The sequence below is a fragment of the Virgibacillus senegalensis genome, from assembly GCF_000821245.2.
GTDB classification, from domain to species: domain Bacteria; phylum Bacillota; class Bacilli; order Bacillales; family Amphibacillaceae; genus Sediminibacillus; species Sediminibacillus senegalensis.
Genome location: NZ_LN611425.1, coordinates 750,396 through 774,796, shown reverse-complemented (window position 1 = coordinate 774,796; position 24,401 = coordinate 750,396). Strand labels below are relative to the sequence as shown.

The 24,401-nt window shown below is 42.0% G+C and carries 19 protein-coding genes and 4 pseudogenes; 21 read left to right on the top strand and 2 right to left on the bottom strand.

The genetic code is table 11. From position 1 onward, the window contains the following. Nucleotide 1: 1 nt before the first annotated feature. From BN1067_RS14695 to BN1067_RS14660, 8 genes and pseudogenes are all read left to right on the top strand, one after another. Complete coding sequence (locus BN1067_RS14695; RefSeq protein WP_053219589.1) at nt 2-430, top strand: RicAFT regulatory complex protein RicA family protein; 429 nt, start codon at nt 2-4, stop codon at nt 428-430. A 403-nt stretch (nt 431-833) separates the two neighbouring features. Next, nucleotides 834-1,397 (top strand): outer spore coat protein CotE, encoded by a 564-nt coding sequence (gene cotE / locus BN1067_RS14690; RefSeq protein ID WP_053219641.1) that lies wholly within the window; start codon nt 834-836, stop codon nt 1,395-1,397. Nucleotides 1,398-1,570: 173 nt separating this feature from the next. Next, nucleotides 1,571-2,563: pseudogene (locus tag BN1067_RS14685) on the top strand (MutS N-terminal domain-containing protein); the annotation flags it as partial. Beyond that, a pseudogene (cotE, locus tag BN1067_RS14680) lies at nt 2,560-2,805 on the top strand (outer spore coat protein CotE); the annotation flags it as partial. The pseudogenes BN1067_RS14685 and cotE (BN1067_RS14680), both read left to right, overlap by 4 nt. A gap of 173 nt (nt 2,806-2,978) precedes the next feature. Then, nucleotides 2,979-5,591 (top strand): DNA mismatch repair protein MutS, encoded by a 2,613-nt coding sequence (gene mutS / locus BN1067_RS14675; RefSeq protein WP_053219587.1) that lies wholly within the window; start codon nt 2,979-2,981, stop codon nt 5,589-5,591. Nucleotides 5,592-5,609: 18 nt separating this feature from the next. Beyond that, entirely contained in the window at nt 5,610-7,490 is a 1,881-nt protein-coding gene (gene mutL / locus BN1067_RS14670; protein ID WP_053219586.1) for a DNA mismatch repair endonuclease MutL, read from the top strand. Between the two features lie 778 nt (nt 7,491-8,268). Continuing rightward, nucleotides 8,269-8,958, top strand: coding sequence for a Dps family protein (locus BN1067_RS20525; RefSeq protein ID WP_324777915.1), 690 nt, complete (start codon nt 8,269-8,271; stop codon nt 8,956-8,958). A gap of 490 nt (nt 8,959-9,448) precedes the next feature. Next, entirely contained in the window at nt 9,449-9,940 is a 492-nt protein-coding gene (locus tag BN1067_RS14660) for a Dps family protein (RefSeq protein ID WP_234400708.1), read from the top strand. A gap of 152 nt (nt 9,941-10,092) precedes the next feature. On the opposite strand, the gene BN1067_RS14655 is transcribed toward BN1067_RS14660, so the two are convergent. Beyond that, complete coding sequence (locus BN1067_RS14655; protein WP_053219585.1) at nt 10,093-10,344, bottom strand: GlsB/YeaQ/YmgE family stress response membrane protein; 252 nt, start codon at nt 10,342-10,344, stop codon at nt 10,093-10,095. 234 nt (nt 10,345-10,578) lie between these two features. On the opposite strand from BN1067_RS14655, the gene miaA reads away from it, so the two are divergent. From miaA to BN1067_RS14595, 11 genes and pseudogenes are all read left to right on the top strand, one after another. Beyond that, nucleotides 10,579-11,514 carry a tRNA (adenosine(37)-N6)-dimethylallyltransferase MiaA gene (gene miaA / locus BN1067_RS14650; protein ID WP_053219584.1) on the top strand — a complete coding sequence of 312 codons (936 nt, stop codon included), beginning with the start codon at nt 10,579-10,581 and terminating at the stop codon, nt 11,512-11,514. A 36-nt stretch (nt 11,515-11,550) separates the two neighbouring features. Then, nucleotides 11,551-11,775 carry an RNA chaperone Hfq gene (hfq, locus tag BN1067_RS14645; RefSeq protein ID WP_053219583.1) on the top strand — a complete coding sequence of 75 codons (225 nt, stop codon included), beginning with the start codon at nt 11,551-11,553 and terminating at the stop codon, nt 11,773-11,775. 143 nt (nt 11,776-11,918) lie between these two features. Beyond that, nucleotides 11,919-12,833 (top strand): stage V sporulation protein K, encoded by a 915-nt coding sequence (gene spoVK, locus BN1067_RS14640; RefSeq protein WP_053219582.1) that lies wholly within the window; start codon nt 11,919-11,921, stop codon nt 12,831-12,833. Between the two features lie 97 nt (nt 12,834-12,930). Further along, on the top strand, nt 12,931-14,178 hold the full coding sequence (hflX, locus tag BN1067_RS14635) for a GTPase HflX (protein ID WP_053219581.1): 1,248 nt from the start codon (nt 12,931-12,933) through the stop codon (nt 14,176-14,178). Next, a pseudogene (locus tag BN1067_RS20740) lies at nt 14,175-14,867 on the top strand (methionine gamma-lyase family protein); the annotation flags it as partial. The gene hflX (BN1067_RS14635) and the pseudogene BN1067_RS20740, both read left to right, overlap by 4 nt. Further along, a complete protein-coding gene (hflX, locus tag BN1067_RS20735; protein ID WP_456119742.1) occupies nt 14,844-15,710 on the top strand; it encodes a GTPase HflX in 867 nt (288 codons plus the stop codon). The pseudogene BN1067_RS20740 and the gene hflX (BN1067_RS20735), both read left to right, overlap by 24 nt. Continuing rightward, nucleotides 15,707-16,954: a methionine gamma-lyase family protein gene (locus tag BN1067_RS14625; RefSeq protein ID WP_053219579.1), complete on the top strand. Its 1,248-nt coding sequence runs from the start codon at nt 15,707-15,709 to the stop codon at nt 16,952-16,954. The genes hflX (BN1067_RS20735) and BN1067_RS14625 overlap by 4 nt, the downstream gene beginning before the upstream one ends. A gap of 217 nt (nt 16,955-17,171) precedes the next feature. Beyond that, the gene (locus tag BN1067_RS14620; protein WP_053219578.1) at nt 17,172-17,567 is read left to right on the top strand and encodes a MerR family transcriptional regulator; all 396 of its coding nucleotides are present in this window, start codon (nt 17,172-17,174) and stop codon (nt 17,565-17,567) included. Nucleotides 17,568-17,590: 23 nt separating this feature from the next. Then, a complete protein-coding gene (glnA, locus tag BN1067_RS14615; protein ID WP_053219577.1) occupies nt 17,591-18,928 on the top strand; it encodes a type I glutamate--ammonia ligase in 1,338 nt (445 codons plus the stop codon). Between the two features lie 563 nt (nt 18,929-19,491). Further along, nucleotides 19,492-20,334, top strand: a pseudogene (gene glnA, locus BN1067_RS14605) (type I glutamate--ammonia ligase); the annotation flags it as partial. A 1,358-nt stretch (nt 20,335-21,692) separates the two neighbouring features. Beyond that, nucleotides 21,693-21,950, top strand: coding sequence for a holin (locus BN1067_RS14595; RefSeq protein WP_053219576.1), 258 nt, complete (start codon nt 21,693-21,695; stop codon nt 21,948-21,950). Nucleotides 21,951-22,376: 426 nt separating this feature from the next. Here BN1067_RS14595 and lexA read toward each other — a convergent pair whose 3' ends face one another. Then, entirely contained in the window at nt 22,377-23,000 is a 624-nt protein-coding gene (lexA, locus tag BN1067_RS14590) for a transcriptional repressor LexA (protein ID WP_053219575.1), read from the bottom strand. 292 nt (nt 23,001-23,292) lie between these two features. Here lexA and BN1067_RS14585 point away from each other — a divergent pair, with 292 nt between their 5' ends. Beyond that, entirely contained in the window at nt 23,293-23,970 is a 678-nt protein-coding gene (locus BN1067_RS14585) for a YneB family resolvase-like protein (RefSeq protein WP_053219574.1), read from the top strand. Nucleotides 23,971-24,070: 100 nt separating this feature from the next. Further along, nucleotides 24,071-24,307, top strand: coding sequence for a DUF896 domain-containing protein (locus BN1067_RS14580; RefSeq protein ID WP_053219573.1), 237 nt, complete (start codon nt 24,071-24,073; stop codon nt 24,305-24,307). Nucleotides 24,308-24,401 lie beyond the last annotated feature (94 nt).

The window sequence follows — 24,401 nt, the reverse complement described above, 5'->3', positions numbered from 1 at the left end:
TTTGGCTCAATATACAAAAAAACAAGTGTTGGAAGAAGCAAATAAACTAGCCCAAATGATGGCTAACACAGAAGAAATAGATCGTTTCAAACAGTTGGAGGCAAAGCTTAACGAGAATCAAAAGGTACAGATATTGATCAAAAAATTGAAAGCAATGCAAAAGCAAGTCGTGAACTTGCAAGCATACGGAAAAGAAGAAGCCCAAAAGAAAGCAGAGGCAGAATTAGAGAGAATCGAAAAAGAAATCGATGAAATCCCGATTGTACAGGAGTTCAAGGATTCTCAATTAGTGATCAACGACATTTTGCAGCTTGTTTCCAATACTATCGCCAGAGAAGTAACCAATGAAGTGATCCGTTCAACAGGCGGTGATTTGCTGGCAGGAGAGACTGGATCCAAAGTAGGTAATGGCTCTTCTTGCAGCCATTAAATCGGGAAAGGGCTATTCCGTAATCGGAATGGTCCTTTTTCGTTGCGGCGAAATGGAAACATTTCAAGGCCGAATATTTTCAAAGCACCAAACGATGGTGGGTCATCGGAAGTTTTTCTATCACCGGTCTACGGATTTTTCATACTGTACTGTTATGAGGTAAAGTGTTCGGTTATCCTTCTGAAATGGGAAGCATTTTATCGAATAGGAATGTACTAAGAAAAAGCCCGAAGGGACAGCATGGGACTTCCTCTTTTGGTTTATGTACATTTTAATGGGCGTCTGCATAGGATGTTGTAGAGCCTATCATGTCAGTCACCGATGAATCAATCGGAAAAAGGATGCACTATAGGTGATTGTCATGCATAAACTGACTATGAAAAAAGAGGAGGTTTTAGTTCTTATGTCATTTCTGGATCAGGAATATAGGGAAATCATAACAAAAGCCGTCATCGGAAAAGGCCGGAAATTCATCCAGGATACCAACACGATCACCCCTTCACATAGACCCTCCAGTATTCTAGGCTGCTGGGTGATTAACCACTTATATAACGCCCGGAAAAAAGGTGAAGAAACAGTAGAAATCAACGGCAGTTATGACGTGAATATTTGGTATTCCTACAACGATAATACCAAAACAGAAGTTGTAACCGAACGGATCACTTATTGTGATTTGATAAAGCTGTCCGTTAAAGACGACCAAACCTTAAATGACGATTACGAAGTGTTCGCGAAGGTTATCCAACAGCCTAATTGTCTAGAATGCAAAATTTCCAGTCACGACCATAAAATCCTGGTGGAAGTGGAACGGGAATTCTTGGTGGAAGTTATCGGGGAAACGAAGGTTTGCGTAAAAGTGGATCCAAATGGATATGTAGCTGACGATGATGATTGGGATTACGAGTTATCGGATGACGAATTCAAAGATATAAATCCAGACTTTTTAGCGACCGAAGAAGAAGAATAAATGGAAAACGAGGGAGAAATCTCTCGTTTTTTGTTTTGGAAAACGCACCAAATTGTTCCTGTTTCACCGTGCAATAAGGGCTGCCCGGATCATTTTCAGCTGCCTCTGGTTAAGGTGGGAAGGTGTATTGTGATATAATAATAGATAGATTTTGTAGTTGTGGGGGAAGAAATATGTCGACATATACACCAATGATACAGCAATATTTGAAGATAAAAGCTCAATATAAGGATTGTTTTTTGTTTTTCCGTTTAGGAGATTTTTATGAAATGTTTTTTGAGGATGCGCTCGCTGCATCCAGGGAGCTTGAAATCACCTTGACCAGCAGGGATGGGGGAGCTGAGGAAAGAATACCAATGTGCGGAATTCCTTACCATTCTGCGGAAAATTACATAAAAAACTTGGTTGAAAAAGGATTTAAAGTCGCCATTTGTGAGCAAGTAGAAGACCCTAAAACGGCAAAGGGTGTTGTGAAAAGAGATGTCGTACAGTTGATCACTCCGGGAACGGTGATGGAGGGATCGATGCTGGAAGAAAAAGAAAACAATTTTTTAGCCAGTATCAGTGAATTTCCAGGTCAAACGTTTGTCATTACCTATAACGATTTATCAACGGGGGAAACAAGCGTCGCCCGTGTGACATCTGGTTGGGAGTCGGTGTTAAGCGAGTTGTTTAATCAGCCCGTAAAAGAAATCGTTGTGTCACCGGACCTGCCGGAAAACTATCAAACCGATTTACAGCAAAGATTGCAAATCACTGTATCCTACCAGCTGGAATGCGGTGTGGACAACAGTTTTGCTAGTTTGACGGAACATATATGGGAGGACAATCAGCTGTTAGAAGGATTCGGAAGAATGCTCAACTATCTGCAAAATACCCAAAAGCGTTCCTTGGATCATTTGCAGCCGGCTAGGATCATTCAGTTACAAGAATACATGTCCCTAGACATGTTTTCGAAACGTAACTTAGAACTGACCCAGACGATTCTGCGGAAAGGGAAACAGGGAAGTCTGCTTTGGGTGCTGGATCAGACGGTGACTGCAATGGGAGCGCGAATGCTGAAAAAATGGCTGGAACGCCCGTTACTGAACAAAAAAGCAATAGAGCAACGTTTTGCCGTAGTGGAAGCATTTTTAGAACAGTATTTTGAACGGGAATCCANGAAGTGTTCGCGAAGGTTATCCAACAGCCTAATTGTCTAGAATGCAAAATTTCCAGTCACGACCATAAAATCCTGGTGGAAGTGGAACGGGAATTCTTGGTGGAAGTTATCGGGGAAACGAAGGTTTGCGTAAAAGTGGATCCAAATGGATATGTAGCTGACGATGATGATTGGGATTACGAGTTATCGGATGACGAATTCAAAGATATAAATCCAGACTTTTTAGCGACCGAAGAAGAAGAATAAATGGAAAACGAGGGAGAAATCTCTCGTTTTTTGTTTTGGAAAACGCACCAAATTGTTCCTGTTTCACCGTGCAATAAGGGCTGCCCGGATCATTTTCAGCTGCCTCTGGTTAAGGTGGGAAGGTGTATTGTGATATAATAATAGATAGATTTTGTAGTTGTGGGGGAAGAAATATGTCGACATATACACCAATGATACAGCAATATTTGAAGATAAAAGCTCAATATAAGGATTGTTTTTTGTTTTTCCGTTTAGGAGATTTTTATGAAATGTTTTTTGAGGATGCGCTCGCTGCATCCAGGGAGCTTGAAATCACCTTGACCAGCAGGGATGGGGGAGCTGAGGAAAGAATACCAATGTGCGGAATTCCTTACCATTCTGCGGAAAATTACATAAAAAACTTGGTTGAAAAAGGATTTAAAGTCGCCATTTGTGAGCAAGTAGAAGACCCTAAAACGGCAAAGGGTGTTGTGAAAAGAGATGTCGTACAGTTGATCACTCCGGGAACGGTGATGGAGGGATCGATGCTGGAAGAAAAAGAAAACAATTTTTTAGCCAGTATCAGTGAATTTCCAGGTCAAACGTTTGTCATTACCTATAACGATTTATCAACGGGGGAAACAAGCGTCGCCCGTGTGACATCTGGTTGGGAGTCGGTGTTAAGCGAGTTGTTTAATCAGCCCGTAAAAGAAATCGTTGTGTCACCGGACCTGCCGGAAAACTATCAAACCGATTTACAGCAAAGATTGCAAATCACTGTATCCTACCAGCTGGAATGCGGTGTGGACAACAGTTTTGCTAGTTTGACGGAACATATATGGGAGGACAATCAGCTGTTAGAAGGATTCGGAAGAATGCTCAACTATCTGCAAAATACCCAAAAGCGTTCCTTGGATCATTTGCAGCCGGCTAGGATCATTCAGTTACAAGAATACATGTCCCTAGACATGTTTTCGAAACGTAACTTAGAACTGACCCAGACGATTCTGCGGAAAGGGAAACAGGGAAGTCTGCTTTGGGTGCTGGATCAGACGGTGACTGCAATGGGAGCGCGAATGCTGAAAAAATGGCTGGAACGCCCGTTACTGAACAAAAAAGCAATAGAGCAACGTTTTGCCGTAGTGGAAGCATTTTTAGAACAGTATTTTGAACGGGAATCCATCCGGGATGCATTGAAATCAGTATATGATTTAGAGCGTCTGTCAGGAAGGGTTTCTTACGGCAATGTCAATGCCAGAGATTTGATTCAGGTGAAACACTCCCTTCAAAAGATACCGGTAATCAAACAGCTTTTATCCCAATTTAAAAGCGAGAGTGTCCGTTCTTTGGCGGAGGGAATTGACGACCTGCAGGAATTGGCGGCCTTGTTGGATGAAAGCATAAAAGAAGACGCACCACTGACGATTAAAGAAGGGGGAATCATCAAAGACGGCTTTAATCGTACGTTGGACGACTATCGGGATGCTTCAAGAAATGGGAAAAAGTGGATTACAGAATTAGAGCAGCGCGAAAAACAGGAGACGAATATTAAATCATTAAAAATCGGATATAACCGGGTGTTCGGATATTATATAGAAGTTACCCGGGCCAACCTGCATTTATTGCCTGAAGGCAAGTATGAGCGAAAACAGACATTGACAAATGCGGAGCGGTTTATCACGCCTGAATTGAAAGAAAAAGAATCACTTATCCTCGAAGCCGAGGAAAAAAGTGTTGATTTGGAATATCAATTATTTGTCGAGCTGCGGGAAAAAGTGAAACAATTTATTCCGGACTTACAGGCGCTGGCCGAAAAAATCAGTAATCTGGATGTGTTGCAGAGCTTTGCGACGATCAGTGAAATAAATAACTATGTAAAGCCTTCTTTCAATGAAAAAAGAGAAATCTCGATCGAGAAGGGAAGACATCCGGTCGTTGAAAAGGTAATGAAAAATGAATCATTTGTGCCAAACGACGTTAAGATGGATGAAGCTTCGGAAGTACTGTTGATCACGGGTCCTAATATGTCAGGAAAAAGCACGTACATGCGTCAGCTTGCTCTTACAGCGATCATGGCGCAAATCGGCTGCTTTGTACCATGCGAAAAAGCGGAGTTACCCGTTTTTGACCAGATATTTACTAGAATAGGGGCTGCAGATGATCTCGTTTCCGGCCAGAGCACGTTTATGGTCGAAATGCTGGAAGCAAGACACGCCATTACCCGGGCAACCGAAAACAGTTTGATTTTGCTGGATGAAATCGGCAGAGGGACAAGCACCTATGACGGAATGGCCCTGGCGCAGGCTATTATCGAATATGTACATGAGCATGTGAAAGCTAAAACATTGTTTTCCACTCACTATCATGAGCTGACAAGCTTGGAAAATACGTTGAAGTCTGTAAAAAATGTGCATGTTCGTGCTGAAGAGTACAACGGAAATGTCGTGTTTTTGCATCAAATCCAGCCTGGGGCAGCAGATGAAAGCTATGGGATTCATGTAGCGAAATTGGCAGAACTTCCTGATGAATTGATTACCAGGGCCTCCGAGATTTTAAAACAGCTGGAAACTGGACAAAATCAGGCAACTTTGCCAGAAAAATCGGAGCCTGTACATCAGGTAGCGAAAGAACCCGAACAACAGATGTCTTTTTTCGAAGTGAAAGAACAACGCCCTTCCAGTGACAAGCATCGATCAACCGAGGAAGGAGCACTTGTCAGGGAGCTAAGACATCTTAATATTTTGGAAATGACCCCGTTAGAAGCAATGAATGCACTTTATGAGCTGCAAAAGAAAGCGAAAAAGTAAGGGGAAAGGAGGAATAACATGGCTATCCAACTAATGCCGGATTCGCTAGCCAACAAAATAGCGGCGGGAGAAGTTGTCGAACGCCCGGCTTCTGTTGTAAAGGAACTAGTCGAAAACAGCATCGATGCGAACAGTAGTTTCATCAAAATAGAGGTATCGGAAGCTGGTTTGGAAAAGATAAAAATTACCGATAACGGAGACGGCATGAGTGAAACAGACTGTGAACGGTCCATTCTTCGACATGCTACAAGTAAAATCACGAGTGAAAACGATTTGTTTCATGTCCGCACACTTGGATTCCGCGGGGAAGCACTTGCCAGTGTGGCAGCGGTAAGCAGGCTGACAATCAAATCGTCGACAGGAGATGAGGCTGGTACGCTGCTCGAGCTTGAAGGGGGAAAGCTGATTAATAAAGCAAAAAGTGATGCCAGGCAAGGAACAGAGATCCTGGTGGAAAATTTGTTTTATAATACACCTGCCCGATTGAAATATATGAAGACAATCCATACCGAACTGGGCCATATTTCGGATGTAATCAACCGGATGGCCTTATCTCATCCGAATATCCGTTTTGAAGTGTACCATAATGAAAAACAGTTGTTTCGATCACCCGGCAGGGGGGATTTACTGCAAATCATTGCTCAGGTGTATGGTATAAATGTGGCCAAAAAAATGGTTCCAGTCGAACACACTACCCTTGACTTCTCCATTAAAGGATATATTGCCAAACCAGAAGTAACAAGAGCTTCGAGAAATTACATTTCGACAATCGTAAACGGAAGGTATATCCGAAGTGTGCCTTTGAGCAAGGCTATTGCCAAAGGTTATCATACGTTGTTGCCAATCGGAAGGAACCCTTTAGTCGTGTTGACGATTGACATGGATCCGATCCTTGTGGATGTAAATGTACATCCAGCCAAACTGGAGGTGCGCTTCAGTAAGGAGAAAGAGTTGTTTGAAGCGATTGAAGCTACTATAAGAGAGGCTTTTCGAAAAGAAACACTCATACCGGAAGCAAGTCAGCCTAAACCGAATCGTCCGCAAAGTGTCCAGAACAGCTTCGATTTTTACGAGCCTGCACCTCGTCCAGTGGTCAAAGAAAATCCTAACCATTTGTTTGAACCGCCACGACCTAATCCTGCTTATGAACAATTGGTCAGGACAGCAGAAGAAACAGCTGATATTTCTATGGAAGAGCGGTTGAAGGAATCTGCTGGGCTGGATGACCCGAATCAATACGAAAACGAAGACGAAAATACCAAGGACTGGGATGAAGCAGTTACTGTTATTGAGGAAGAGGAGAAAGAAGAGAAGGATCGGCTGCCTGTCATGTACCCGATCGGGCAGCATCATGGAACCTATATACTTGCGCAAAATGAAAATGGCTTGTATATTATCGACCAGCATGCTGCTCAGGAACGGATAAAATACGAATTTTTTAAAGAGAAAATCGGCGAGGTTCCGAATGAAGTGCAAGAGCTCCTGATGCCTTTGACCTTTGACTTTTCCAGGCAGGAGGCCTTGCTGATTGAACAGTACCAGGATGAATTCCGGAAAATCGGTTTATTCTTCGAACCGTTTGGGGAGCAAAGTTATGCTATTAGGTCGCACCCCCAATGGTTCCCGAAAGGTTTTGAGGAAGAAGTAATTCAGGAAATTGTCGAACAAGTAATTGCTGAAGAAAAAGTGAATATAAAAAAAATCAGGGAAGAAGCAGCGATTTTAATGTCCTGTAAACGGTCGATCAAAGCAAACCATTACCTGAACCATGATGATATGTTCCGGCTGCTTGAAGATTTGAGGAAATCGACCGATCCGTTCACTTGTCCTCACGGCCGCCCGATAATCGCCCATTTTTCCGCTTACGATATGGAAAAAATGTTCAAGCGTGTTATGTAATGAGTGGATAAGCGAGTGTAAGCTTGTAGAAAAAGTATTTTCTACAAGCTTTTTATTTACGGCCATTTTCTTACACATAAAGCACATTCTGCGACTGGAACAGAAGCATCGTCACCGGCGCCTTGCCTCCGTTGTTGGAAATACTTTCTCCGGCCTGGTTTCTGTGTTGTCAATTGCCGTTACAGGTCGAAAGTGAAGCCACATGAAAACGAGGAGAACTTCTTTATCCTTTTTATGCTGTTGGTGCGCCCCTGCCAATTCCGAAGAATAAAGTCACTCTTATGTTGATTTTACGTCTTCATTACTGTTTGGTATCAGTCAATAGAAAAATACGGTTCTATTCATCTGCTTGATCATGTGGAAATCAGACCAGGAAAACGTAGTGAAGGCAAGATACGGAGACTCCGACGAGAACAGCACGAGCTGAAAATCCCGCGGTTGGTGCTTTCTGAGGAAGTTGAAGGCGTGCCCGTGGAAAGCATAGTATCTTGCCGCGGCGATACGAACCACTTATCAAACAGGCTATGCTTTTGTCCCGGCCTCTTTTTTCTTCCGGCGGATTCGATTGTTAGCAGTCGCTTGGTTGTGCCTGATTGGTTATCTGCCTGAAGGTCTTTATGTTCCTTAAAAAGAATGACCTCTTTTTTGCTTGCACCCCTTTGACAGGTTAGGCCATGTTTGTTTTCCGAACTGGAAGGGTATTTGGTTAACAGCTAACTATTATGTATAATTCGCATACATAATAAAAAAATAAGCCTATAGAAAGGTGTGAAGCAACATGGCGGAAAAATTGAATGTACATGTAAATGAAAACATGCCGGAAAATCAGCGGTTGATCAATTTTTTAAATCAAGAACTTTCCAACTTTGCTGTATTGTATATTAAACTTCATCGCTACCACTGGTTTGTCACTGGCAAGCACTTCTTTAAACTGCACGAGGTTTTTGAAGAGCTTTATAACGAAGCGGCAGAGGACATCGACAACATTGCCGAGAGGATTCTTGCTATCGGGGGCAGACCTTTAGCAACCATGCATAAATATATTAAGGAAGCAACAATCCACGAGGCACAGGCGGACGACACGGAAGATGAGATCGTCACACAGCTTTCCCGCGATTACCAGACGATAATCGATGAAATCAAAGAAAAAGGCGGAAAACTAGCAGAAGAAGTAAACGACCAGCCGACGCTTGATATGTNAGCTTGTAGAAAAAGTATTTTCTACAAGCTTTTTATTTACGGCCATTTTCTTACACATAAAGCACATTCTGCGACTGGAACAGAAGCATCGTCACCGGCGCCTTGCCTCCGTTGTTGGAAATACTTTCTCCGGCCTGGTTTCTGTGTTGTCAATTGCCGTTACAGGTCGAAAGTGAAGCCACATGAAAACGAGGAGAACTTCTTTATCCTTTTTATGCTGTTGGTGCGCCCCTGCCAATTCCGAAGAATAAAGTCACTCTTATGTTGATTTTACGTCTTCATTACTGTTTGGTATCAGTCAATAGAAAAATACGGTTCTATTCATCTGCTTGATCATGTGGAAATCAGACCAGGAAAACGTAGTGAAGGCAAGATACGGAGACTCCGACGAGAACAGCACGAGCTGAAAATCCCGCGGTTGGTGCTTTCTGAGGAAGTTGAAGGCGTGCCCGTGGAAAGCATAGTATCTTGCCGCGGCGATACGAACCACTTATCAAACAGGCTATGCTTTTGTCCCGGCCTCTTTTTTCTTCCGGCGGATTCGATTGTTAGCAGTCGCTTGGTTGTGCCTGATTGGTTATCTGCCTGAAGGTCTTTATGTTCCTTAAAAAGAATGACCTCTTTTTTGCTTGCACCCCTTTGACAGGTTAGGCCATGTTTGTTTTCCGAACTGGAAGGGTATTTGGTTAACAGCTAACTATTATGTATAATTCGCATACATAATAAAAAAATAAGCCTATAGAAAGGTGTGAAGCAACATGGCGGAAAAATTGAATGTACATGTAAATGAAAACATGCCGGAAAATCAGCGGTTGATCAATTTTTTAAATCAAGAACTTTCCAACTTTGCTGTATTGTATATTAAACTTCATCGCTACCACTGGTTTGTCACTGGCAAGCACTTCTTTAAACTGCACGAGGTTTTTGAAGAGCTTTATAACGAAGCGGCAGAGGACATCGACAACATTGCCGAGAGGATTCTTGCTATCGGGGGCAGACCTTTAGCAACCATGCATAAATATATTAAGGAAGCAACAATCCACGAGGCACAGGCGGACGACACGGAAGATGAGATCGTCACACAGCTTTCCCGCGATTACCAGACGATAATCGATGAAATCAAAGAAAAAGGCGGAAAACTAGCAGAAGAAGTAAACGACCAGCCGACGCTTGATATGTTGAACGAACTGCAGGGGCGTTTAGAGAAGCACGTTTGGATGCTAACCGCATTTGAAGGACATCTTAAATAGACAGATTGCAAACACCGATAAATTAAGATAACTACTTAACTTGCAGAAAACAAATCGTTTTTCTGCAAGTTTTTTTGTATCTACGGTATTTCGTGATCGCCATCTTAAAGTGAAAGTAAAAGAGACGCCGCTCAAGCGGCGTCTCTTGTTTGTTATTTTCTTCTGACTGCGCGGATAATGAGGCTCAAGATTAGTACGAAAATAATGGCGCCAATTAAAGCAGGAATCAAATAAATTCCGCCTAATTGTGGACCCCATTCTCCGAACAGTTCACCACCTAACCATGCTCCGATGATACCGGCAATTATGTTACCGAAAATGCCTGCAGGTAAATCTTTTCCGACAATCAAACCGGCTAGCCAGCCGATAAGTCCTCCCACGATTAAATAAATGATAAATCCCATTTTCATAACCTCCTTGTATCTTTTCGCTATTTTGCTTATTGTGTAGAAAACATCAGCATTTTATTTACTGTGTTTACAAAGCATGTACCCGTACAAGTTAAAAACCAAACGTTTGCTTGTCTAAATCGTACAAGGTGGAGATTGCGAAATATTACAATTCATGTATAATGGTTTATCAAAAGGATGTTATAGTTGGAAGTTTAAACTATAAATTATACGTGTAGGAGTAAATGCATGAAACCAGTCGTAGTAGCAGTTGTCGGGCCGACAGCTGTCGGAAAGACCAGCTTGAGTGTGGAAATAGCCAGGCGTTTTGCTGGCGAGGTAATCAGCGGTGACTCGATGCAGATTTATCGAGGAATGGATATCGGGACAGCGAAAATAACCGACGAAGAAACAAGAGGAATTCCTCATCATTTGATTGATATAAAGCAGCCAGACGAGAGTTTCTCCGCTGCTGAATTTCAACAAAGGGTAGCAGACTGTGTAAGCACGATTACGGAACGTAACCATCTACCGGTTATTGCTGGAGGAACGGGCTTATATATTCAAGCTGCCTTGAACGGATATAATTTTGCTGATCAGAAACGGGATGATGCCTTTCACGAACAGCTTGAAAAAGAAATCAGTCAGGATGGAATTGCTGCCTTATATGCCCGGTTAGAAAAAGTGGACCCGGAACAAGCTGCAAAAATCCACCCGAATAATAAGCGCAGAGTTATCCGCGCGTTAGAGGTATTCGAAAAAACAGGTAAAACGATGAGTGAATACCAAGATGCCCAGCAGATAGAATCTCCTTATCGCCCCATTCTCATTGGTTTGGAAATGGAAAGGGAACAGCTTTACCAGCGGATAAACGATCGCGTGGATGAAATGATCAAAACAGGATTGGTAGAGGAAGTAAGAAATTTATACAACAAAGGCTTTGCAAATACCCAGTCCATGAAAGCGATTGGGTACAAAGAAATGATTCCCTATATTAAAGGGGAAATGGATTTAGATGAAGCAGTCGATTTGTTAAAACGCAATTCACGACGGTTTGCCAAGCGTCAACTCACATGGTTTAAGAATAAGATGAATGTTGACTGGTACACCATTACCCCCGAGCAAAAGGATAAACAATTTGAAACAATTTTAAATGACTTGGCAGGAATGCTGGAGAAAAAATAGAATTACATAGTACAGATAAAAAGAGGAGGAAATATTATGTCTCAATCGGTAAATATTCAAGATCAATATTTGAACCAGCTACGGAAAGAACGGATTCAAGTCACCGTTTTTTTGCTTAATGGTTTTCAACTGAGGGGAACCGTGAAAGCTTTTGATAATTTCACCGTTTTATTTGATACGGACGGTAAGCAGCAGCTGATTTTCAAACATGCCATTTCAACTTTTGCACCGGTTAAGAATGTCACGTTGGATAAGGAATGATTCCAAAGGCAAGAATGCAGCAATAAATTAGACAAAGGCGTTCAATCCGAACGCCTTTTTTTATTCCTGAACATGACTGAGTTGGGCGAATGTCACACTCCATCCCCCTTTTACGTATAATATCGTGAATAAGGGGTGGTAATGTGGAATCTCAGGTATCATTAAAACGAAATGGCCAAATAAATATTATTTTAAATGAAAGAGAAAAATTCTCAACCGCCAAAGAAACGAGTGAACAGAGGAGCTACGATCCTTTTGCAGACATCGACCATCAATTCTCCTCCTTTATCGGTTTAGACAATCTGAAGGATACGATGAAAGAAATATATGCTTCTATTACGATTAATCAAAAAAGGGAAAAAGCTGGTTTGAAGACGGAAAAACAAGTACTGCATATGCTATTTAAAGGGAATCCCGGAACTGGAAAAACCACCGTGGCAAGGCAGCTTGCCAAAACATTATTTGAGCTGAATGTTTTATCAAAAGGACATTTCATTGAGGCGGAAAGAGCAGACCTGGTCGGAGAATACATCGGACATACCGCCCAGAAAACGAGAGATTTGATCGAAAAGGCACGAGGCGGTATATTGTTTATTGATGAAGCCTATTCCCTGGGTCGTGGCGGTGATAAGGATTTTGGAAAAGAAGCGATCGATACGTTGGTTAAGCATATGGAAGATAGCCACAATGAATTTATTTTGATTTTGGCAGGCTATCCAAACGAGATGGAATATTTCCTTTCGCTAAACCCTGGATTGGTTTCCCGTTTTCCGATTGTCCTGGAGTTTGAAGATTACTCCATCAGCCAATTAATTGAAATCGCTAAGCAGATGGCTTCTGAAAGGGAATATCAATTTACAAAGGAAGCGGAATGGAAACTGCAGGATTATTTAATGAAGCAAAAGCAGAGTCGAAATGGTGATTTCTCCAACGCACGTTTGATCCGTAACCTCTTAGAAAAATCGATTCGGAAACATGCCGTCCGATTGATGAGAAAACAATCCTTTACTTCGAAGGATTTGATTACGATAACCAAAAGTGATTTACAGTTGGATTAAAATGGCGACTAGAACCTTGCTAAGGCTGGGTTCTAGTTTTTATTTGCCGGATATATCTGATATGATGAAAGCAGAATCAGAGAAAGAGGTTAAATAGATGCAGGAAAAAGTGCTAATCATTGCTGTCAAGCAACCAAAACAAGACGAGGAACGATTCCAATCCTCTCTCAGTGAATTACAGTCGCTCACTGAAACCGCACAGGGAAATGTCTTGAAAATCGTCACCCAGAATCGTGAAAAGGTACATCCTGCTCTTTATGTGGGAGAAGGAAAGGTACAGGAGCTGGATGAGTTCGTCAATGAAATGGACATTGACCTCGTGATTTCCAACGATGAACTTTCTCCCAGCCAGGCAAAAAACTTAAACGATCGGCTTGGTGTTCGCATAATTGACCGAAGTCAATTGATCCTTGATATCTTTGCCCAGCGGGCTAATACGAAAGAAGGAAAACTGCAGGTTGAACTGGCGCAGCTGGAATATATGCTGCCGCGTCTTCATGGCCAAGGAAAGTCATTATCACGTCTTGCGGGTGGCATTGGAACCAGAGGTCCAGGGGAAACGAAATTGGAATCAGACCGCAGGCATATCAGACGAAGAATCGACGACATAAAAGCAAAATTACAGGCAGTTGTGAACCAACGTGTCCAATACAGAAGCAGAAGAAAAGAAAATCAGGCATTCCAAATAGCGATTGTCGGTTATACGAATGCCGGGAAGTCGACCTTTTTTAATCGGATTACGAAAAGCGAATCGATGGAAAAGGACCAACTGTTCGCTACGTTGGATCCAATGACAAGACAAATCCAGCTTCCTTCAGGGTTTGCTGCGTTGATTACTGACACGGTGGGTTTTATCCAGGATCTTCCGACAACGTTGATTGCCGCTTTCCGGTCCACTTTGGAAGAGGTAACGGAGGCTGACTTTATCCTCCACATGGTAGATGTTTCCCATCCGGCTCTCGAGAATCACCAACGAACAGTCAATAGACTGCTGAAGGAGTTGGGGGCTGATAGTCTCCCTACATTAACTGTTTACAACAAAAAAGATATTTTGCAGGAGGACTACATTCCAGGTGTTCATCCTTCCGTGACAATCAGCGCTCATGATCCTATCGATCTGAAGCGGGTTTTGCATGAGGTAGAACAGATGCTAATCGAACAATGGGAAGCATACCGGACATTTATTCCGCCCAATGAAGGGAAATTGTTGCAGTCGTTGAGGAGAAGGACGATTATTACGGATCGTTATTATGATGAAGAAGCTGATGGTTACCGAGTCAGTGGTTATATTAGCCCGGACCATCCATTAAAATACAGGGTGAAGGAGCAGCACGAATCAGAATGATTGAATCAACCATCAAAGAAGTAGAGAAAGAGATAGAAAAACAGCTGAAAAGGGCAAATGAGATATCCGAAGAGAACCAAAGGAGAGTGCTGCACGCATTCCGTAACCAGCGTGTTAGTGATAGTCATTTCAATCCTACTACAGGCTATGGATACGATGACCTCGGTAGAGATGTATTGGAAGCAGTCTATGCCGAAGTTTTCGGGGGAGAGGATGCGTTGGTAAGACCGCAAATCGTTTCAGGAACCCATGCAATCACCACAGCCTTGTTCGGTATGCTGCGGCCAGGAGAAGAGCTTCTATATATAACTGGTAAACCATATGATACGCTGGAGGAAGTTGTCGGCAGCCGTGGAAGTACTGACAACGGCAGTCTTAAAGATTTTGGGATCGGATACAGCGCGGTAGAACTGACGGGTAATGGGATGATTGATTGGAATGAGGTAAAGCAATCAATTAAGGAAAATACGAAAGTGATAGCTATTCAACGGTCGAAGGGTTACCACGAACGTCCATCTTTTTCTATTGACGAAATAAAAGAAATGGTTCAATTTGTTAAGAACATAGACAAGCACTTACACGTTTTCGTCGATAATTGTTATGGCGAATTCGTGGAAACAAAAGAACCGCTTCATGTAGGTGCAGATTTAATAGCGGGTTCGTTAATCAAAAATCCAGGTGGCGGAATCGTAANAAAGTCATTATCACGTCTTGCGGGTGGCATTGGAACCAGAGGTCCAGGGGAAACGAAATTGGAATCAGACCGCAGGCATATCAGACGAAGAATCGACGACATAAAAGCAAAATTACAGGCAGTTGTGAACCAACGTGTCCAATACAGAAGCAGAAGAAAAGAAAATCAGGCATTCCAAATAGCGATTGTCGGTTATACGAATGCCGGGAAGTCGACCTTTTTTAATCGGATTACGAAAAGCGAATCGATGGAAAAGGACCAACTGTTCGCTACGTTGGATCCAATGACAAGACAAATCCAGCTTCCTTCAGGGTTTGCTGCGTTGATTACTGACACGGTGGGTTTTATCCAGGATCTTCCGACAACGTTGATTGCCGCTTTCCGGTCCACTTTGGAAGAGGTAACGGAGGCTGACTTTATCCTCCACATGGTAGATGTTTCCCATCCGGCTCTCGAGAATCACCAACGAACAGTCAATAGACTGCTGAAGGAGTTGGGGGCTGATAGTCTCCCTACATTAACTGTTTACAACAAAAAAGATATTTTGCAGGAGGACTACATTCCAGGTGTTCATCCTTCCGTGACAATCAGCGCTCATGATCCTATCGATCTGAAGCGGGTTTTGCATGAGGTAGAACAGATGCTAATCGAACAATGGGAAGCATACCGGACATTTATTCCGCCCAATGAAGGGAAATTGTTGCAGTCGTTGAGGAGAAGGACGATTATTACGGATCGTTATTATGATGAAGAAGCTGATGGTTACCGAGTCAGTGGTTATATTAGCCCGGACCATCCATTAAAATACAGGGTGAAGGAGCAGCACGAATCAGAATGATTGAATCAACCATCAAAGAAGTAGAGAAAGAGATAGAAAAACAGCTGAAAAGGGCAAATGAGATATCCGAAGAGAACCAAAGGAGAGTGCTGCACGCATTCCGTAACCAGCGTGTTAGTGATAGTCATTTCAATCCTACTACAGGCTATGGATACGATGACCTCGGTAGAGATGTATTGGAAGCAGTCTATGCCGAAGTTTTCGGGGGAGAGGATGCGTTGGTAAGACCGCAAATCGTTTCAGGAACCCATGCAATCACCACAGCCTTGTTCGGTATGCTGCGGCCAGGAGAAGAGCTTCTATATATAACTGGTAAACCATATGATACGCTGGAGGAAGTTGTCGGCAGCCGTGGAAGTACTGACAACGGCAGTCTTAAAGATTTTGGGATCGGATACAGCGCGGTAGAACTGACGGGTAATGGGATGATTGATTGGAATGAGGTAAAGCAATCAATTAAGGAAAATACGAAAGTGATAGCTATTCAACGGTCGAAGGGTTACCACGAACGTCCATCTTTTTCTATTGACGAAATAAAAGAAATGGTTCAATTTGTTAAGAACATAGACAAGCACTTACACGTTTTCGTCGATAATTGTTATGGCGAATTCGTGGAAACAAAAGAACCGCTTCATGTAGGTGCAGATTTAATAGCGGGTTCGTTAATCAAAAATCCAGGTGGCGGAATCGTAAGAACTGGCGGGTATATTGCCGGTAAACAGGAATTAGTCGAAAAGTGCGCCAATCGTTTGACTGCGCCTGGTCTCGGGAAGGAAACCGGAGCGAGTCTCGGCATGCTGCAGGAAATGTTCCAAGGACTGTTTTTGGCTCCTCATATCGTAGGTGAAGCTGTTAAAGGCGCTGTGTTTACTTCCCTCTTCCTGGAAAAGACCGGTTTTGAAACCAAGCCGGATTATCAAGCGAAGAGAACAGATTTAATACAGTCCGTGAATTTTGCAACAGCTGAGCAAATGGTAGCTTTTTGCCAGGCTGTTCAACAAGCATCTCCCGTCAATTCCTATGTGATACCGTATCCTTCTTCGATGCCTGGCTACGATAGTGAAGTGATTATGGCAGCAGGAACTTTTATTCAGGGAGCAAGCCTCGAACTTACGGCTGACGGTCCGATCCGACCTCCGTATACTGCGTATGTTCAAGGCGGTCTCACGTATGCGCATGTGAAAATTGCGGTGACGGAAGCCGTAAAATCCCTTGAGCAAAAAGGCTTTTTGCCAAAAATGTGATAAGAAGATCAGCTGCAAAATTAGGCGGCTGGTCTTTTTTTAATCCGTTTCCTTTTTCGGGAATCAACAGATAATACGGAGATGACACATAATCATTAATAGAAAATTCGAGCAGTTTTCATTTTTTTGATGTAAAGAAAGCTAACATACCTTGACAATAATTGTGCCGAATGTATAATGGGATTATGGAAAATTAATCGGAGAAAGGGGTTATAACATGAGTGACCTGGACAGACGTTCCATGCCGTTATTTTCCATAGGTATAGTGAAGTCCTTGACAGATTTGACAGCAAGGCAAATTCGTTATTACGAAGAACATAATCTGGTTCACCCTGCTAGAACAAACGGAAATCAACGACTGTTTTCCTTCAACGATGTCGATCGGTTGTTGGAAATCAAGGAATTGATTGAAAAGGGGATAAACCTGGCAGGAATTAAACAAGTACTTAACATTAAGGACCTTCCAACTACTAAACAGTTGAAGGAAAATGAAAAAGCCCCGGAACTGTCTGAAAAAGAATTGCGGAAAATGCTCCAAAAAGAACTGTACAGTACCGGCCGCATGGGAAAAACTTCGTTGCGCCAGGGAGAATTATCACGATTCTTCCATTAAATATATAGGAGGAGAGGAAATTAATGGCTGCTAAATTTACAAAAGAAGAGATAATGCAGAAAATCAAGGAGGAAAATGTTCGGTTTATTCGCTTGCAATTTACCGACATGCTCGGAACCATCAAAAATGTCGAAATTCCTCTGAGCCAATTGGAGAAAGCATTTGATAACGAAATGATGTTCGACGGATCTTCTATCGAAGGTTTTGTACGAATCGAAGAATCTGATATGAAATTGTATCCTGATCTTGATACGTTCGTCGTTTTCCCATGGACCTCTGAAAAAGGAAAAGTAGCCCGCTTTATTTGCGATATTTACAATCCGGACGGCACTCCGTTCGAAGGGGATCCACGTTATAACCTGAAGCGTAACCTGAAGAAAATGGAGGAACTTGGTTTTTCTGCGTTCAACATTGGTACAGAACCAGAGTTTTTCCTTTTCAAATTGGATGAAAAAGGAGAACCATCCCTTGAACTGAATGATAAAGGTGGTTACTTCGACCTTGCTCCGACAGATTTAGGGGAAAACTGCCGACGCGATATCGTACTGGAGCTGGAAGAAATGGGCTTTGAAATCGAAGCTTCCCATCACGAGGTAGCGCCTGGTCAGCATGAAATCGACTTTAAATATTCCGATGCACTGAAGCATTGTGATGATATTCAAACGTTTAAATTGGTTGTTAAAACCATTGCGCGGAAACACGGATTGCATGCAACCTTCATGCCAAAGCCATTATTCGGTGTGAACGGCTCCGGAATGCATTCCAATATGTCTCTATTCAAAGACGGTAAAAACTCTTTCTATGATCCGTCTGGAGAGTTGGAACTTAGTGAAACTGCTTATCAATTTATTGCTGGAATCATCAAGCATGCGACCAACTTTACGGCAGTGACAAACCCGACCATCAATTCCTACAAGCGTCTTGTACCTGGTTATGAAGCGCCATGCTATGTAGCTTGGTCAGGATTGAACCGAAGCCCGCTTATCCGTGTACCGTCTTCAAGAGGTTTAAGCACGCGTGTTGAGGTGCGAAGTGTTGATCCGGCCGCAAACCCTTATTTGGCTATGTCAGTCATGCTTGCTGCTGGACTTGACGGAATCAAAAACAAAATGGAAGCTCCAACAGCGGTTGACCGCAATATTTACGTCATGGATAAAGAAGAAAGAGAAGAAAACGGCGTGCAAGACTTGCCAGCCACTCTTTACAATGCTGTGGAACTGTTGAAAAAAGACGAAATCATTGTAGAAGCTCTTGGAGAGCATCTTTTCGAACATTTCGTTGAAGCAAAAGAAATCGAGTGGGATATGTTTAGAACCCAAGTACACCCTTGGGAACGCGAACAGTATCTGCAAACTTATTAATTTTTAATTCCCTTGGCGCTCTAGCGTCAGGGGAATTATTTATTTCTGTGTAATAAAAGGAATGATACTTTTTGGCTCTATACTGAATGTGGTGGTGTCCCCTGTTGTGATGGGTGTTCCTGCAGTGTGCAAAAAATACACTCATTCCCTCTCTTTGTTACCTTAAAGTTGCTGACACCAAAGGAAAAAGAGAGGACTGAGGGTTTGGAACCTTTCTCCTTCTACATCTCCTTTGAAGGAATGACCACCAACCGGTTACTCCGATTGTTTGATCAACAACAGCTAAAAACAAGAAAGGTTCTTCCTCGGGCAATAGCTATTGTTTAATAATGGGTATATTGAGGGGATAATCAATACGATAAAGGTTTTAAAACGAGATTCCTTATTAAAGCATTTATGGCAGCAAGCGGTTAAAAAGGCTCTGTAGAACGAAATAGCGTAGCAGAGGAAACAAGCAAGACTCCTGCGGAAAAACGGGCGGCCGAGACCCCACAGCGGGCTTTGCGAGGAGGCTCGGGCGTTCGTCCGCGGAAAGCGAGTTTATTTCCTCTGCGGTCTGANTAGGGGAAAACTGCCGACGCGATATCGTACTGGAGCTGGAAGAAATGGGCTTTGAAATCGAAGCTTCCCATCACGAGGTAGCGCCTGGTCAGCATGAAATCGACTTTAAATATTCCGATGCACTGAAGCATTGTGATGATATTCAAACGTTTAAATTGGTTGTTAAAACCATTGCGCGGAAACACGGATTGCATGCAACCTTCATGCCAAAGCCATTATTCGGTGTGAACGGCTCCGGAATGCATTCCAATATGTCTCTATTCAAAGACGGTAAAAACTCTTTCTATGATCCGTCTGGAGAGTTGGAACTTAGTGAAACTGCTTATCAATTTATTGCTGGAATCATCAAGCATGCGACCAACTTTACGGCAGTGACAAACCCGACCATCAATTCCTACAAGCGTCTTGTACCTGGTTATGAAGCGCCATGCTATGTAGCTTGGTCAGGATTGAACCGAAGCCCGCTTATCCGTGTACCGTCTTCAAGAGGTTTAAGCACGCGTGTTGAGGTGCGAAGTGTTGATCCGGCCGCAAACCCTTATTTGGCTATGTCAGTCATGCTTGCTGCTGGACTTGACGGAATCAAAAACAAAATGGAAGCTCCAACAGCGGTTGACCGCAATATTTACGTCATGGATAAAGAAGAAAGAGAAGAAAACGGCGTGCAAGACTTGCCAGCCACTCTTTACAATGCTGTGGAACTGTTGAAAAAAGACGAAATCATTGTAGAAGCTCTTGGAGAGCATCTTTTCGAACATTTCGTTGAAGCAAAAGAAATCGAGTGGGATATGTTTAGAACCCAAGTACACCCTTGGGAACGCGAACAGTATCTGCAAACTTATTAATTTTTAATTCCCTTGGCGCTCTAGCGTCAGGGGAATTATTTATTTCTGTGTAATAAAAGGAATGATACTTTTTGGCTCTATACTGAATGTGGTGGTGTCCCCTGTTGTGATGGGTGTTCCTGCAGTGTGCAAAAAATACACTCATTCCCTCTCTTTGTTACCTTAAAGTTGCTGACACCAAAGGAAAAAGAGAGGACTGAGGGTTTGGAACCTTTCTCCTTCTACATCTCCTTTGAAGGAATGACCACCAACCGGTTACTCCGATTGTTTGATCAACAACAGCTAAAAACAAGAAAGGTTCTTCCTCGGGCAATAGCTATTGTTTAATAATGGGTATATTGAGGGGATAATCAATACGATAAAGGTTTTAAAACGAGATTCCTTATTAAAGCATTTATGGCAGCAAGCGGTTAAAAAGGCTCTGTAGAACGAAATAGCGTAGCAGAGGAAACAAGCAAGACTCCTGCGGAAAAACGGGCGGCCGAGACCCCACAGCGGGCTTTGCGAGGAGGCTCGGGCGTTCGTCCGCGGAAAGCGAGTTTATTTCCTCTGCGGTCTGAGTAAAATAGCTGTTTTTAGAATGAGCCTTTCGATAAAGAGAGGGGGGAAGAAAAATCGCACCACCACATTTGACAGAGAACCTACTTTTTGAGCGAAACTTCCCCGATTTCGCGCCCCAAAAATACGTTTACCAGATAGAATTCAAACCTTTCCTTGTATTTTTCCTATATTATTTTTGAAACGTCATAGGTGATGGATCTAATCCCCATCTATACTTGCCTTTTTAGGAAAACCAAAACGATATACTTCAATATATAAAAAGTTTTCTAAATCAAAAAATTTGATTATGCAAGCAGCCTTAATAGGCACTAAAAATTACCTGTCTTGAAAGCATAACAAGAATGGCTATCCAATAAGCAGGCTTCACCGACTACGAAATAAAAAAATCGATACCTGGAGAGAATGCATCTTATGTATTTTTTGCATGTTTAAACACTTCTTTGAAGGTTTACACCTCATTTCATTTTTCGTTACAAAATCAACGTTCAATCTTTGAATAGCTGTTATAACAGAAAGAGACGGTTATATATTTTCTTGTTCAAGTTATAAAAAATACGATACAGATTATTGTTGTTTCCAAACATTCTTTTTCCGGATCTATTATTTTTTCTCATAACTTAAGTTTGACACAATTTGAATGGCGGTTTCATTAAAACCTCTAAAAAACTGTTAGAACAAAGTCGTTAAACCATATCCCTCAAAAGTACAGAGATGGAAAAACAGAACCCCTCCTTTAAATCCCATTTATTCTTCTAAAATCAAGATAAAGTCATACATATGATAATGGGGTGTATTTATTGGAAAATGTATTGATGTTTGCTACTGTTCTGTTTCCGATTGTCTCCGCATTGGTTGAGTTAGTGAAAAAGACCTTCAAGCTGCCTAAAAATATTATTCCTTCTATAAGCTTACTGATCGGAATGATAATCGGAACAATCGCTTATCCTTTTACGGAAATGGATGTGATATTACGGCTTTGGGCCGGGGGTATAGCCGGACTGGCAGGAACAGGGCTTTTTGAATTAGTGAAAAAAAGAGAAGGGAACACCAAATAAGACGCTCATGGAGCGTCTTATTTGGTGTTCCCTATTTTACATAGGCCTCCCACTCACAAAAGTGCTCAGTATTGATTTAGGAGTATGAAAGCAAGGGACAAAACAGGAAAAAACTTTGGACATTTGCTAAGAAATTTAATAAAATTATCAATGGGGAGGTGTTAGTTATCAAGTATGTAGGTTTTGTACTGATAGCCGCATTGGTTTTGGCCGTCACTAATAATTTTCAAGAAATATACGATTTTTCATCCATATGGTTATTCGTTTTGAATGTTTTATTGCTAGGGTATTTCGCATTCTTGGTAGTATTTCCGCTCCCTGAGAGCAAAAAGCGAAACACTGCAAACTAATATGATGGATAAAGTACGAAACATATAAATGAAAGATCAAAAAAACCAAATCTGATGATTTGGTTTTTTATTATATTTACTGTATATGCCGATAAAGACCTGCCACTTTTCCTAAAATGGAAACATTATTTAGAATAATCGGTTCCATTGTAGCATTTTCCGGCTGCAAACGGATGTGGTCTTTTTCCTTAAAGAAGCGTTTGACAGTAGCCTCTCCTTCTTCCGTCATCGCCACTACGATCTCTCCGTTTTGAGCTGTCTGCTGTTGTTTGACAATGACCATGTCCCCATCCAGTATTCCTGCTTCTACCATACTTTCCCCTTCGATAACCAAGACGAAAATATTTTCATCCGGGCCGGCTATTGTGCTTGGAAGCGGTACGTATTCCTCTATATTTTCAACTGCTGTAATAGGGATCCCCGCAGTTACTTTACCAATAACCGGAGCAAATGTCGCCTCGCCTGCAGGAATTTCGTTCGCTTCTTCTAAATCAAGCACCTCAATGGCCCGTGGTTTAGTAGGATCCCTTCTTATAAATCCCTTTTTTTCCAGTCGGGACAAATGACCATGTACAGTTGAGCTCGAAGCAAGCCCGACCGCTTCTCCTATTTCCCGGACAGAAGGGGGATAACCTTTATCTACTACTTGTTCTTTAATATATTCTAAAATTGCCTGCTGCCTTTTTGATAGTTTTGTCATTAATGTAACACCTCGGACATAGTATTTATTGTGAATATTATACCATGGTTGGCATACATATACAAACACTCGTTCGAAAAAAACCGTTGACAGGAACGAATGTTCGTATATAATGGAATTTAGAAATACGAACACAGGTTCTAATTTATTAGGAGGCGTGTAGAATGTTTCAAAAACTCTCAAAACTAGATTTTTTCTATTTAACCCTGTTTATTTTGACTTTAGGTTTAATGTATTATTCAATGGTCACTATATAAAAAATGAGAATCAGTAGCATAAGAGGTGTCAGCAAGTGGAGACGACAACACAGCAAAATGCAGTTATTTATTGCAGGGTGAGTACGGCTAAGGAAGAGCAGGAGACTTCACTGCAACGGCAAAGACTGGAATTAACCGAAATGGCCGCCGATCAGGGCTTCGAAATTGTAAAAGTGATAGAAGAGCAAAAAAGTGGCTATGAAATAGATCGGGAGGGCGTTTTTCAAATGCTCGATCTTTTTTCATCAAAGCAAGCCGACTGTCTGCTCATACAAGATGAAACACGTCTCGGAAGGGGCAATACGAAGATCGCGTTGTTTCATCAGCTCAACAAATTGCAGATTCCTGTTTATTCTTTAACGCACCAGGGGCGGTTGCAATTGTCTGAATCAGACTCCATGGTTCTGCAAATCGTCGGTATTGTCGAAGAATACCAAAGAAAAATCCATAATCTGAAGATTAAGCGGGGAATGCGGAAAGCAATGGAACGCGGCTATGACCCGAGTCAAAATTTAGCTAATCAGCATCATGCATCGGGGAGAGAGAGAATTGACTTTCCGATTGACGAGGTAGTCAGACTGCGAGCTAACAAGCTGACATTTGAAGAAATAGCGGCTACTTTGAAAGGGCTTGGTTATCCGGTTTCAAAAGCTACTGTCCACAGAAGGTTTCAAGAGTATGTTTCGCTTGATTCCGATTCAAACAAACGATAAGATAAAGACGAAGACAAGTTCGAACCTGTCAGAACTTGTTTTTTTGTTTCCTAATTATTAGCATGAAACCATTAGGAAAAAATAAATAAAGGAGTATTTTATGCTTTCAAAAGATAAGCTGAACCGAATAAATATTCTTGCCAAAAAAGCAAAAGCAGAAGGATTGTCTGCAAAGGAAAAGCAGGAACAGGCAGCCTTGAGGGAAGAATACCTGAAAAATGTAAGAAAATCTTTTAAAAACCAATTTAAAAGTATGACGGTGGTAGACCCTGAAGGGAAAGATGTAACACCACAGAAGGTAAAAGACTTAAAACACCGTGAGAAAAATAACCACTAACTAAATGAGACCTTTTGACAAGCATTCCAGCATGAATTTATAATGGACGTGCTGGAATGCTTGTTTATTTTATGTTTTTTTTATAGGATATGGA